Origin of the sequence: Phormidium sp. CCY1219, assembly GCF_035615515.1 — a bacterium.
In the GTDB taxonomy this organism is placed as follows: domain Bacteria; phylum Cyanobacteriota; class Cyanobacteriia; order Cyanobacteriales; family Laspinemataceae; genus CCY1219.
In genome coordinates this window covers 1-13,787 of record NZ_JAJENT010000364.1, presented here as the reverse complement: position 1 = coordinate 13,787, position 13,787 = coordinate 1, and the positions used below count along the sequence as shown (strand labels likewise).

General features: G+C 51.3%; 7 protein-coding genes. 4 read left to right on the top strand and 3 right to left on the bottom strand.

Annotated features, from left to right (window positions below):
* Positions 1 to 357: 357 nt before the first annotated feature.
* Complete coding sequence (locus LKK83_RS07045) at positions 358 to 4,215, top strand: hypothetical protein (protein ID WP_324630284.1); 3,858 nt, start codon at positions 358 to 360, stop codon at positions 4,213 to 4,215.
* Complete coding sequence (locus LKK83_RS07040; RefSeq protein ID WP_324630283.1) at positions 4,212 to 7,793, top strand: DUF7507 domain-containing protein; 3,582 nt, start codon at positions 4,212 to 4,214, stop codon at positions 7,791 to 7,793. Before LKK83_RS07045 ends, LKK83_RS07040 begins: the two co-directional genes overlap by 4 nt.
* A gap of 95 nt (positions 7,794 to 7,888) precedes the next feature.
* Here the strand turns inward: LKK83_RS07040 and LKK83_RS07035 are convergent, their stop codons facing one another.
* Positions 7,889 to 8,800 carry a pentapeptide repeat-containing protein gene (locus LKK83_RS07035; RefSeq protein WP_324630282.1) on the bottom strand — a complete coding sequence of 304 codons (912 nt, stop codon included), beginning with the start codon at positions 8,798 to 8,800 and terminating at the stop codon, positions 7,889 to 7,891.
* 837 nt (positions 8,801 to 9,637) lie between these two features.
* On the opposite strand from LKK83_RS07035, the gene LKK83_RS07030 reads away from it, so the two are divergent.
* Complete coding sequence (locus LKK83_RS07030; RefSeq protein ID WP_324630281.1) at positions 9,638 to 10,951, top strand: GTPase family protein; 1,314 nt, start codon at positions 9,638 to 9,640, stop codon at positions 10,949 to 10,951.
* Between the two features lie 231 nt (positions 10,952 to 11,182).
* Here the strand turns inward: LKK83_RS07030 and LKK83_RS07025 are convergent, their stop codons facing one another.
* A complete protein-coding gene (locus LKK83_RS07025) occupies positions 11,183 to 12,163 on the bottom strand; it encodes an aldo/keto reductase (protein ID WP_324630280.1) in 981 nt (326 codons plus the stop codon).
* 367 nt (positions 12,164 to 12,530) lie between these two features.
* Here LKK83_RS07025 and LKK83_RS07020 point away from each other — a divergent pair, with 367 nt between their 5' ends.
* Positions 12,531 to 13,214: a Uma2 family endonuclease gene (locus LKK83_RS07020; protein ID WP_324630279.1), complete on the top strand. Its 684-nt coding sequence runs from the start codon at positions 12,531 to 12,533 to the stop codon at positions 13,212 to 13,214.
* 141 nt (positions 13,215 to 13,355) lie between these two features.
* Here the strand turns inward: LKK83_RS07020 and LKK83_RS07015 are convergent, their stop codons facing one another.
* Positions 13,356 to 13,712: a phage holin family protein gene (locus LKK83_RS07015; RefSeq protein ID WP_324630278.1), complete on the bottom strand. Its 357-nt coding sequence runs from the start codon at positions 13,710 to 13,712 to the stop codon at positions 13,356 to 13,358.
* Positions 13,713 to 13,787 lie beyond the last annotated feature (75 nt).

Below are 13,787 nucleotides of genomic sequence, written 5' to 3'. Positions count from 1 at the left end.
GATAACTCTCAAACTACACCTCGCCTAGAGTTGTCAACGGGGAATCTACAGTTAGACGAGGCGATCGCTAATTCCCAGGGCGACTCCCGAGATATACTGCAATTGTCAACATGCAATTTGCAATATTTTCCGGGCGAGGAAATCCTGTCACGCGAGAACCAACACTCCGCATTTCCAGATATACTGCAATTGTCAACATGCAATCTGTTATATGATGACCATAAAACAACAGATGTAAATTTTACCGAATTCCTTGAATTGCAGGCAGAGTCAGGATTTGAGCTATCCAAAAAACCAGAAAGTGTAGCACTTTACGTAAGCATACCTGTTGCCACGATTGTTGAGACAGGCAAAAAATTGGGTAACGAGAGGGGAATTTGGCCGGATTTGCCGGAAGCCCAAATTGCTACGAATGTAGACACAAATGTACTGCCACTTGCAAGCTCCACCCTCAGCTTAACTGATGACAACGTATTAACAAATGTAGCTACACAATCTGTCAGCAAGCAGAGCTATCGCGAAATCCGGGAAAGTGGCGACTTATGGGCATTTGAAGCAATAGACACACCCAAAAATAGCCCTGCAAATGTAGCTACAGCAGAAAGCGGAGAGATTATCGATTTTGTCAATACTTTAGAGTGGGGCGGTGAAGGGGAAAATCTCGACATCCAGACACACTACCCCCTTTCCCCCACGGGAATCATTCCGTCTCGAATAATTCCCTATAGCAAAATAATAACATCAGAAGCAGAAAATGAGAACAACGCCGGGGAAATTTCTAATTCTCAATTGCAGATAGAGGATTCCACTACCCGGGAGGGGATATCGCAAGTAGGACAATCCGTAGTTGGGGATGGGCTGGCGATTATTTCCCCCAGTCCCGAGGCGGTATTGGATGTTCCCGCCACGCGAGTCACCGTACAATTCCCCGAAAACAGCGAAATAGAGCTAGTGGTGAACGGGGAAATCCAATCGCCGGAGTTAATCGGGCGGACCGAACAGGATCCGAATACGGGCATTGTCACCCAGACCTGGTACGGAGTGCCATTGCGAGAAGGGGAAAACACGATCGCCCTGCGTCAGCGCGATAGCCAGGAACAGACAGCGATCGCCGTATTTGTAGAAGGCGCGCCCAACGAGCTAATCGTAGAGACCCGAGAAACCAGAGCGCCAGCAGACGGCAGGTCAGTAGTCAACGTCAGCGGACAGCTCCTGGATGAAAGCGGGAATCTGTCAGCGCGGGATGCAGTGATTACCTTAAGTGCCAGTGCCGGGGAATTCATCGGCGAGGACTTCAATCCCGACGACCCCGGATTTCAGGTACAGGCGATCGCCGGTACATTCAGCGCCCAACTGCGCGCCCCATTAGACGCGCAAACCGCGAGAATCCGGGCGGCGCTAGACCGAGAAACTGGCGCGGGGCGACTGCTAGAAGCGTTTACCCAGATACAGTTCGACACCTACTTGCGACCCAGTTTAGTCACCGGGGCGGTCAATCTCCGATTTGGACCGCGCGGAACCGATTATTGGGGGAGATTTCGGGACTTTTTGCCCCCAGATAAAGACAACGATTACGAATTGGATTTAGAAGGGACAGCATTTGCCATTGGGGAAATTGGCGGATGGTTGTTTACCGGGGCATATAATAGCGAGAGAGCCATTAATTGCGACTGTAGCGGAAACCGACAAAGACTATTTAGCGACACCCAGTTTTCCGAACAGAATTATCCCCTGTATGGAGATGCGTCCACCGTAGAAGCGATCGCCTCCTCTAGCGACAGCGTGTATTTGAGATTCGAGCGGTCTTCCCCGATTGAGAATGCGGGATTGGACTATTTCATGTGGGGAGACTACGGGACTGGAGAATTGGCCACGCGATCGCAAGAATACACCGCGATTAGTCGGGCCTTTCACGGATTTAAAGGGCATTATAATTTGGGGCCGTTGCAGATTACCGGGTTATATGCCAATGATGTGGAAGGATTCCAGAGAGATGCGATCGCCCCCGACGGGACCAGCGGGTATTATTTTCTCTCCAATCGGTTAGTGATTCCCGGAAGCGAGAACCTGTTTTTAGAACTCGAAGAAATTGGGCGGCCCGGAAATATTGTTAGAAGACAACCGCTGAATCGAGGAGAAGATTACGAAATCGATTACGATCGCGGCGCGATATTGTTTCGCGACCCGATATTGCGAACCGATGTGATTACCGTCAACGGCATAGAAACCGTAGTGACGCGACGGATTATTGCCACCTATCAACATGAAGAAAGAGACGGAGAGACCAACTTATGGGGCGGAAGAATTCGCTATAACTTTTCCCGAGATTATAACGCGCCGAGTTGGATAGGGGCGACCTACGTGCGGCAAAATCAAGGCATTCGGGATTTTGAATTGTATGGGGCCGACGTGATGTATGTATTCGGGCAAAATCGGCAGCGATCGCGGCAGGTGAATCCCGAAGAAGAGGTACCCAACTTCAAATCGCCATTCAGCGGCCAATTTATCGCCGAATATGCCCACTCTACCAACAATTCCGAAGTTTTAGGACTCGTCACCGGAGAAGCCTATCGCGCCGAATTAACCGCCACTGGCGGACCATTTTCCGGACGACTTTACTATCGCAATACCGACGAAGGATTTGCCAACGATGCCACCATCAGTTTCGTCCCCGGACAAACGCGATATGGGGGACAATTAACCAGTCGATTGACTGACAGCACCTTACTACAGTTTTCTTACGACCGGGAGCGAAATTTTGGGGCGACCCCGCGACCGATAACCGTATTGGATGACTTTTTGCGACCCAGACAAGAAGCGTTACCCGGGAATGAAGTGGACAATACGTTAACCACAATTACAGCAGGGTTGCAACAGAGCATCGGACGGGCAACTGTCGGGTTAGATTGGGTGTGGCGCAACCGAACCGATGAGGAAGCAACTCGTCCCTTAGACGTGACCTCATCGCAATTGCGATCGCGCTTAGCCGTACCGATTACCGATAAAATTTCTTTTCGGGCGCAAAATGAATTAAATTTGTTGGGAGATGAGGATACGGTTTATCCAGACCGGACGATTCTCGGGTTAGATTGGCAACTGCTTCCGGGGGTGACATTGCAACTGAATCAAGTATGGTTTACCGGGGGACAATTTGACGACAATTCCATCACCAGCGTGAATTTGAATGGGGATTATAATTTAACCGAAGATACGATATTGACCGGGCGATATTCCTTCGCGAACGGGCAAACAATGGGGGCCGCATTGGGAATCAGACATGGGTGGACCGTGTTTCCCGGATTTCGGGTGAATTTAGCTTACGAGCATGTGTTTGGCTCCTTATTTGGGCGCACCGGTTCCGGGAGTCAATTCGAGCAACCCGTCGCCCCGGGACAAAGTGCATCGTCCTTGGGAATTAGAGGGGGGGATAGTTATAGTATTGGGTTTGAATATACGGGGAATCCGGACTTTTCCGCCAGTGCCCGTTACGAACATCGGTTTTCCAGCAGTGGAGACAATACAGTGATTTCAGCAGCAGCGAGTGGGAAGATTACCGACTCCTTATCGGTGTTGGGAAGGTATCAGCAAGCCTCATCGTCCAATCAGTTGTTTGAGGATATTGGGGATACGATTCATTTGCGGCTGGGGTTGGCTTATCGGAATCCAGAAAGCGATCGGTTTAATGGGTTGTTGCGCTATGAGTTTCGGCAAAATGCGGCGACGATACCGGAGAGTATTTTGTTTGATTCCGGCACAAAAGCGCAGGATCATACATTTGCGTTGGAGGGGATTTATGCGCCGAATTGGCGATGGGAGTTTTATGGAAAAGCAGCCGTGCGACATGGGACGTCTTATTTAGCGGATGATTTAGTGGGGACGTCGTTAGTGTCGTTGGGGCAAGTAAGAGCCACCTATCGGTTGGGATATCGGTGGGATGTGGTTGGAGAAGGGCGATGGATTCACCAACCGGAAGCCGATTATGATGAGTTTGGCGTGGTGGCGGAAGTCGGGTTTTACGTGACGCCAGAGTTAAGGTTGGCGGCAGGATATGTGTTTGGGGAGGTGAGCGATCGCGATTTTGAGGGAGAGCGATCGGCGTCCGGGCCGTATTTAGGGTTAACCTTCAAGTTGAATCAATTATGGCCCGGCTTCGGACAAGATATTCCCGCCCCAGCGAGAACGCCGGAAGGAACTCAGGCGGGAGGTGAGCGATGAACCCCATCAATGTATCCGGGAACTGGATGGGTCGGTTGCTGTTCGTGGCACCGATTCTGTTTTCCCTGTTGAATGCCACCAGCGTGCGCGCCGAAGGGAGTCGGGAACTGACCGCCAACGGCGGCTATCGGCCATTTTTGGAATTTCGTAACACCAGTATCAGTGGAATTCCATTTAGAACTACGATTAAAGTGTATGCCGAAGCGGGAGAAAGGATTGATTTGGCTTCTAGTGCCTTTCGGACGAATGGAGCAGATATCATAGCGCGTCCGCCCACCGGTCCAGCCGTTAGTTGCGATGCAACAACAACCGCAGGGGATGGGGTCATCGCCAACCGGGCTGCAGAAGTCGCAGGCCCTTCCACAACCAGTGCCGCTGCCGATGCATACGATCCCTGTACCATACCCGTAACCGAAACCGGCGTCTGGGAAATCGACTTTGAAAGTCCCAATCCCGGTGGGACAAATGATCCCAACCCCAGGCCCGCGAATAGTGATTGGCCTGCTCCGAACAACAACGATCCATTTGTTGCGGCTTGGGATGTTACAGTTCGCGCAAATGATACCAGTACCGTCGCCATCCCAGGTCGAGCGTTTAGCAACTCCTTAGCCCTTAATGCCAGCTTTACATTTGCTGGCGGCTTCACGATTCAGCCCGTCAATTCGCAGGCGTTTGTATTGACCGAGGATGGCTATCGGTACCAAGTGAACCTGAATGGGATTGAGCCGGCTGGATTTTTCTTTTTTGCCAACAAGAAAGGATTTATCGACACCACCACTGGAGACGCTCTGTTTCAATCCGTTGATTTACCCGGTACCGCTCCGTTTCCCTTTGAAGATCCTACCGACATCGCCAACGATGATAGCACGCATAAGATTTTTTTCAATTCACCAGCAGTGGGTGATTTTCCCAATTCAGATGTCCCGTCTGCGAGTGGTGATACTTGGCTGCGAAACACAGAAGAAGCAGTACCGACTCCTTCAAATCTTGCCTTCGCCGGCGTAGAAGGAACTACGGGTCAGGCGGGAACTACCCCCCTAGGCGGCAATTTTACCTTTGACGTTCCGGCGGGATTTGAAGGAAGTTATACAATAGTTCTCGACCTGAATGACGATGGAGACTTTCAAGACCAGATAGACCGCGTTTTGATTGGTACCGCAGACCCCGGTTCCAACACGGTATTTTGGGATGGCTTAGACGGACAGGGAAATGCCGTGCCTCCGGGGAATGTGGCCTATAGCGCTCAGATTTCGTTGAATGCCGGGGAAGTCCATTTTCCCTTCTTGGATGTGGAGCAAATGCCCAACGGGATCACGATCGCAAATGTGGACACAGGCGATAGAACCATCTACTATGACGATACTAGCTTGTGTACCGATCCGAGTGACACGACAACCTGTCCTGCTAATGCGCCCACTCCCCCTCGTGCTCTGGTTGGGGTTGATAGTAGTGGTGGAGCGCACGCATTTACCAATAACTTTGGTAATAACAGAGGCATTGACACTTGGGCCTATGTCCCCTCGTCTCCAGTAGTTGTGCAAGACGTTGTGGTGGTTCGAGAAGCGGATTTAAAAATCGCCAAAACCGCCGACCAAACGGCGGTGGTGGCGGGGACCTCCATTACCTATACCATCACCGTGACCAATGAAGGACCCAGCGATATCCTCGACGCCTCCCCCGCCAGTTTCACAGACACCATTCCCGCCGACGTGACTGATGTCACTTGGACTTGTGCTATTACTACAGGTGCGGGTACCTGCGGCGATCCGGCGGGAACGGGGAATAATATCAACACCACCTTGGCGCTTAACGATGACTCTACCGCCACCTTTACCGTCACCGGAACGGTGGATTTGGCAGCATCTGACCCGTTAGTTAACTCAGCAACCGTACAGCGACCGAATGATGTCACCGATCCGGTGGACGATGACGGTACTTCCGACACCATAAACCGCACGGAGACGGCCACTATCAGTACCACGGTCTCTCCTCCCTCCTCTGACTTGGGGATTGTGAAAGATGACGGTCAAACCACCGTAACTCCAGGGGAAGAGATTACCTATACGATTACCGTGACCAACAATGGTCCGAGTACCCTCACCAGTCTCACCGTCACGGATACCGTTCCCGCCACTATCCTCACGCCTACCTTTACCCCAAGCGTCGGCAGTTACGATTCCAATACTGGTGCGTGGACGGGTATCACTCTGGCCCAAGGTGACAGCATCACCCTTACGGTTACCGGAACGGTGGATGCCGCAGCCACCGGGAATTTGACCAATACCGCCACCGTTGCGCCTCCCAGTGGTATCCCCGATCCGAACTCGGATAACAACAGCAGCACCGACACCAACACGCTCACGCCAACGGCTGACCTGGGAGTTACCAAAACCGTGGATAACCCCAATCCCACGGTGGGCGACACTATCTCCTACACCCTCACCGTCACCAACAACGGCCCTTCCAATACCACAGGGGTGCAAGTCACCGAACCGTTAGCTACGGGATTGACCTACGTTTCGGACGATAGCGGCGGCGCTTACAACTCCAGCACTGGTGTCTGGGCGATCGGCGATTTGGCTAATGGCGCAAGCGCAACGCTCACAATTACCGCCGAAGTCACTAGCGCCGACCCAATTACAAATACCGCCAATATTACCGGTTCGAGCGCCACAGATCCCAACCCCGACAATAATGCGGACGATGTTACCGTACCGGAGCAACTGTCTGACCTGTCTCTGGCGAAAAGTGTCAGTGACAGCAATCCCACCGAGGGAGATACGATTACCTATACCCTCATCCTTACGAATAACGGCCCGTCAACGGCAACGAATATCGAAGTCACCGAACAGTTGGCCAGCGATTTAACTTACGTGTCGGATGATAGCGACGGCGCTTACGACCCTGATACTGGGGTTTGGAGCGTGAGTGAGTTGGAGAATGGAGCCAGTAAGAGTATCGAGATTGTTGCTACGGTGGAGACCGCCGACCCAATTACAAATACCGCCTCCATCACCGGGGTGGATCAGTCTGACCCTACACCGGAGAATAACGAGGATAGCGTGACGGTGCCTACTATACCGAGAATCCCCAGCTTGCAATTAATCAAACGAGTGACTCGGGTGAATGGGATTTCGTTTACCGATACCGTCTCCCTCCCGGATTGGCCTGCCAATTTCCTGCGGGGCAGAACGGATGTTGAGATTCTCCCCGGCGATGAGGTAGAATATACTATCTATTTCCTCTCCGATGGCAATCAGGTGGCGGAAAATGTGACGATTTGCGACCCGTTGCAGGACGCGCAGCAGTTTATCTTGAATGCGTTTAACGGGCGAACGCCGACGGATGGCGGGTTGGCGGGAAATCTGGGCATCGCGCTGGCGCTCAACTCGGCGACGCCGACGGTTTATCTCAGTAGCGCTAATGACTCGCCCGATCGCGGTCGGTTCTATCCCCCTGGCGCGATCGCCCCTAACGCTTGTGCGTTACCAAACGTGCGCGGCGCAGTGGTGGTCGAGGTCGGCGCGCTGTCTCCCGGGGAATATGGTTTTATCCGCTTCCGGGTTAGAATCGATTAATCCTGGCCTAACACCGCGATAAGAATGAAGCATTAACCTCTAACCCCCCCAAGCCTTTTGGCTCAATTCTTAATGCTTCATTCTTCTTTTTTCTCTCAACCCACTGGCGCACTTACGGCTCTTTCTTGTCTCGCCGCCGCACTCCCTCCTGTGGTTAAATAAAAGTATTTGCGGGTCAATTCGGGCAAAATCGCATTGGCAAAATCTGCCTGTTCTATATTGGTTCCTACCAATGTCGCCTCGCTTAAATCCGCTGCGCTCAAATCGGCACGATGCAAGGAGGCCCAATTCAAATTCGCTTTAATTAAAGACGCTCCTGCTAAGGTGGCACCGGTTAAATCAGCCCCCATTAAACTGGCCGATCGCAGTTTTGCATCGGTGAGATTGGCCACCATCAGGGTCGCCCCTTCTAAATTGGTGTGGTTCAATTTGGCATCGCGCAGATTAATCCCATTCAAATTCACACCGTTTAAATCAACCCCATTCAGATAGGTTTGCTCTAAATTCACCCCGTTGAGTTGGGCGCTATATAACATCGCCCCACTCAGTCTCCCGGCGGATAAATTCGCCCAACTCAAATTCGCGCCGGTTAAATTAGCATTCCGCAGGTTGACCCATTCCATGCTCGCACCGCTGAGATTCGCACTCCGCAGGTTTGCTCCTCTCAGGTTGGTTCCGTTTAAGTTGGTTCCACTCAGTTTTGCTCTGGGTAACTTGGCTTTGACTAAAATTCCCCCCGCCAGGGATGCTTTGGTCAGGTCCGCATCGCTGAGTTTGCCATTTTCCATTTTTACGAAACTCAGGTTCGCCCAGTGCATCGCGGTCTGACTGAGATCCGCACGGGTTAAATTCGCGCGGCTCAAATTTGTCCCGCGCAGGGTCGCCCCTTTGAGGTGGATTCCGGCGAGGTTCGCTCGTCGCAAGTCCGCTCCACTGAGGTCTACCCCCGCAAAGTCCCGTTCTCCCATTTCGTACAGTTTCAGTAGTTCGCTCGCTTCCATTTTCATTGCTCCCTTTTTTGCTGTCCAACGCTATGCTACGGCTCTTCTCCCGGTCCCAATCTGGCTCTAGCTTTCCGCCGATCGCGGGATACTATAAAAAAATTAATCAACCATCTTATCATAATTGTCGGCACAATTCGGCTGACCCCTAAAAATTTTAAGATTTTAACCTACTTCTATTGTACTCCTACCAATTGGAAACGAATGATAAGTTTTGTTTTAATATTGCTGGGCTAAAGAACGGGGACAGTTTATCAATACAGGTCGGGGATCGGGTGGAAGGGCGATCGCGAGTAATGGATCCCGCAACCGCCGTCTAGGGCGATCGCGCTTTATTTCAGGTTCGTTGCTTTTTCCCATTGCTCGGCACAAATCACCTAGGCGAATAATTTAGGGGGGAAATTGCACTCTGTGTCTCTACCACCCCCATCTTCGGTGGTATAAACTTTTTATTATAACCCAAAAAACTTAAAATTAGCAACCTACATACCCACAGTTGAAATTGCTTAAACGACATTTAACCCTCAAAACTACTATTTTTCCCACTTCTTTCTTGACACTTTCCCTCGCCAAAAGATGAGAATACAAGGGAAGACATCGGCAAAGCTTTAACCCTAAAGCCATGTAGATAGAACCGATACCTGAGGGCGGCAAATGTTAAAATGAAGCGGGAGGCGTGACAGCCCCGGGATTTTTCCTGCACGCCGAGGAAGCCTAGAGCGCGATCGCCCTCAATTGTAATAAAGTATTTCTCAAACCCCACCGTCTCAATCTCCACCCCTCGCCAGGGCATCCCACCCTCGGGCAAGATTGAGCGTACAGCAACCACCCGTTTTCATGTCCATGAGCAAACCACGCGATCCGAACTCACTGTCTGGCGAACCCACTGATGACGCTACCCCGTCGTCCTCAGATAATTCCTGGAAAAACCGCATTGCGGGAGTCTGGAACGACGCCAGGGGACGCATCACGCAACTGTTACCCTTCGATCGCGCCACCCAAACCGCGATGAAATGGTTCAACGTCAGCGAAGCAGAAATCGCCGACATTTTGCAGCAGGTTCGCGCCGAATTGCCCACCACGGAAGCCCTGTTAATTGGCAAACCCCAAGCAGGCAAAAGTTCCATCGTCCGAGGACTCACCGGGGTTTCGGCGGAAATTGTCGGCCAGGGATTTCGTCCCCATACCCAAAATACGGAACGCTATGCCTATCCGTCAAGCGATTTGCCCTTGCTGATTTTTACCGATACTGTAGGTCTCGGGGATACGACTCAAAAAACCGACGCGATTATCGAGGAATTACAAGGAGATTTGCAGCAGGAAACCCGCAAAGCAAAAATCCTGATTTTGACGGTTAAAATTAACGATTTCGCCACGGAAACCCTGCGCCAAGTGGCGGAAGAATTGCGATCGCGCTATCCCGATATCCCCTGCTTGCTGGCGGTGACTTGCCTGCATGAAGTATATCCCCCCTCAGTCACGGATCATCCCCCCTATGCGCCAGAGTATGAGGACCTGCAACGGGCATTTACCGCCCTACAAGAAGATTTTTCCGACCTGTGCGATCGCGCTGTTGCCATTGACTTTACCCTCGAAGAAGATGAATATACCCCCGTATTTTACGGCTTAGAAGCCCTGCGCGATGCCCTAGCTGACTTGCTTCCAGAAGCCGAAGCCCGGGCTATCTACGCCTTATTGGACGAACAAGCCGGTTCGGAATTGGGGTCGTTGTATCGCGATGTGGCGCGCAGATATATGTTAGCCTTTTCCGTGATGGCTGCAACCTTGGCGGTGGTTCCCCTTCCCTTTGCCACCATGCCCGTGTTAACTGCGTTACAGGTGTCGATGGTGGGTCTGCTGGGCCGCCTCTACGGGCAAACTCTCACCCGATCGCAAGCCGGGGGCGTGGTTAGCGCGATCGCCGGCGGTTTTGTCGCACAAGCCGTAGGTCGGGAACTGATTAAATTTGTCCCGGTGTTGGGTAGCGCGATCGCCGCCACTTGGGCCGCCGCTTATACTTGGGCCTTGGGCGAAGGCGCTTGTGTCTACTTCGGCGACTTGATGGGCGGCAAAAAACCCGATCCGGAAAAAATTCAAGCCGCCATGCAAGAAGCATTTTCCGCCGCAAAAGAACGCTTTAAAGGCATTCAACGGTAGTTAGATCATCCCCGGTTTAGTCGATGGCCTTCTTGTGGCGGGCGATTGCGATCGCGCCTGGGTTTTCTTCGTCCGCCTACGCAGACTAATTCTTCTTTATTGCGATTCTTCCGGGGTCGATATAATACCAAATCCGCCTGTCAAAAGGCGCTTTTAAATTAGCCCGCGTAGGCGGGCTAAGTCTACCCACACCCCGATCCAGGGGCTTTTCAAACCCATTTTATGGCGCGGTTATTGGGTTTGGAAAATATTCTGCACCATTGGTTTATCCACCCGGGCAGAAACCTTATCCAGTTCCGCCATTTCTCCGGCATCTAATTGCCATCCCATCGCGCCGATGTTTTGTTTGGCTTGTTCCAAGTTTTTCGCACCAGGAATGGGAATGGTTCCTTTACAGATGCACCAATTTAGGGCAACTTGGGCGGGTGTTTTGTTTCGCCCCTGGGCGATTTCTCCTAGGGTCTGCAACACCGGGCCAATCTTGGGCAACATCTGTCGGAACAGTATGCCGCGAATGCCTTTGGGAAATGGGCCATTTTGCGAGTATTTTCCCGTTAATGCGCCCAACGTTAGGGGACTATACGCAATGAGTTGGATGCCTAATTCGTCGCAGACTTCTTTAATGCCTAATTCGGTGACGGGATAGGTGGAAAGGAGGGAGTATTGCACTTGCAAGCTGGTAATCGGAATACCGCGATCGCGAAATATTTTATGCACTCGCTGCAGGCGTTTTGGCCCGTAATTGGATAACCCCACGCCCTTCACTTCAGCGCGATCGTATAAATCTCCCAATCCCTGCAACAAGGGCCATTCTTGCCAAGGGGCGTAATTTGCCGTAGACCAATGCATCTGCACCAAATCCACATTTTTCCCCAACCGATTCGCCGATGCTTCCCCTGCAGATATCATCGCCTTTCTCGTCAAGCGCCAGGGATACGGTGCAAGTTTGGTTGCAATACAAATCTTCTCTTGGTTTACCCCTCGATACTCGCGGGAAAATCTTCCCAGCAGTTTCTCGCTTTGTCCGTTGAGTCTACCCGTTCCGTAGGAATCTCCCGTATCGAATAAGGTGACGCCGTTTTCCACGCAAAGGTTGAAAACCTCTTGCAGTTGTCGGTCCATACTGGGGTCATATCCCCACAACAGTCGGTTTCCCCAGGCCCAGGTTCCGCATCCCATTTGCGGAAGGCTTAGTTTTCGCTTCGTTTCCATGAGGGTTCCCTCTCCATCCAGTTGGTCTCTTTCCAGTGTATTCTCTTCTCCCCTGTTGATTCATCTCAATTTTTACCCTTTTCTGTGTCTGGGGGTTTCTCCGTCGGGTTTATACCTTCCCCGGGTGACGCGATCGGAAATTTTTATCAAAATCGAGGAGAAAAAGGCAACATTTGTGGTAAATTAGGACTGACTTAACTTGCCGACCCTAAACATTGGATACGCTGGGCAGGATGCACCTTACATTTAGACCTGTAGGGTGGGCAAATATTTGCTTGCCCACCCGATTCGTGAGGGTAGTACGTAAGTTTTGTAGATGAATTGTTAAGATAAAATAGATAGAAACATTGAGTTGAGGGATCCGACGATGACAATTTCGCCTAGTCAAGCCTCACAACAAATAGAATATCCCGAGGAAGATGGTAAACCAATGGCAGAAAGCGATCCAACACGGGATTATTTGATTTATGCCGTTGAAGCCCTGGACATCCATTTCCAAAACCGTCAGGATGTCTACGTTTCGGGCAATTTGTTTATCTATTACGAACAGGGAAAACCAGAATGCGTGGTTTCTCCCGATACCTTTGTCGTCTTTGGGGTAGAGAAACGCAAACGACGCTTTTATAAAACTTGGGAAGAAGGGGATAAAAAACCTGATTTCGTGCTAGAGATTACCTCTAAAAGCACCCGCAGTCAAGACCAAGGAGCGAAAAAAGGAATCTATGCTTTTTTGGGAGTCTCCGAGTATTTCCAATACGATCCAACCGGGGATTATCTGCGTCCTCCACTCCAGGGATTAAGGTTAAGGGAAGGCAATTACTTTCCCATAGAGGTAACCGCGTTACCCGATGGGACACAAATGATTTGGAGTGAAGTGTTAGGGTTAGAATTGCGATCGCTGCCTGGAGGTGAACTGCGGTTTTATAACCCCGAAACCGGGGAACTCCTCCGGAGTCATCGGGAAGAGGCGCAAGCGCGACAAGCGGCAGAAGCGCGAATTGCCGAACTCGAAGCGCGTCTGCGAAGTTTGGAACAACAAGAGGAATCTTAGGGGGTATAGGGTTTTGTAGCGGACTATGCTTGCCTAGGCGCGATTTCAATCGCCCCAAAAGAAGCATATAGTATAAGTCAATCGAAAAAAGGCGCACCGCAGTGCGCCCCGCTGGTGTATATTGCGAGTCCTACAGTATAATTAAACCTCCTGGCTGCTTTCTTGGACGAAACGCCCAATCAGACCGGAGACCAAAGAGAGAACGATGGAACCGAGAAGTGCGGGGAAGAACCCTGCCACATAAAAGCCCGGAGTGAGATAGCCCACCAATCCGAGGGTAATGGCATTGACCACCAACAGGAATAAGCCCAAGGTCAAAATCGTCAGCGGGAGGGTAAAAAGCACCAAAATCGGTTTCACGATCGCATTGACCAATCCCATTACAATCGCCGCCACCGCCGCCGCCCAAAAACTGGCCACTGACAGACCAGGGACCAGATAGGCGGTAATCACCAGAGAAATTGCGGCGACTAGCCAAGTAATTAAAAAGCTAATCATGATAACCTCCGATACGTTTGGAAACCCCTGTGCTTTAGCCGGGGGAGGAAAAACGAACGTGCGGCTTTAGCCGCC

Coding starts and splice junctions, on each gene's coding strand:
- LKK83_RS07020 (WP_324630279.1), top strand. CDS start 12,531: ATGACAATTTCGCCTAGTCAAGCCTCACAACAAATAGAATATCCCGAG.
- LKK83_RS07040 (WP_324630283.1), top strand. CDS start 4,212: ATGAACCCCATCAATGTATCCGGGAACTGGATGGGTCGGTTGCTGTTC.
- LKK83_RS07035 (WP_324630282.1), bottom strand. CDS start 8,800: ATGAAAATGGAAGCGAGCGAACTACTGAAACTGTACGAAATGGGAGAA.
- LKK83_RS07015 (WP_324630278.1), bottom strand. CDS start 13,712: ATGATTAGCTTTTTAATTACTTGGCTAGTCGCCGCAATTTCTCTGGTG.
- LKK83_RS07025 (WP_324630280.1), bottom strand. CDS start 12,163: ATGGAAACGAAGCGAAAACTAAGCCTTCCGCAAATGGGATGCGGAACC.
- LKK83_RS07030 (WP_324630281.1), top strand. CDS start 9,638: ATGAGCAAACCACGCGATCCGAACTCACTGTCTGGCGAACCCACTGAT.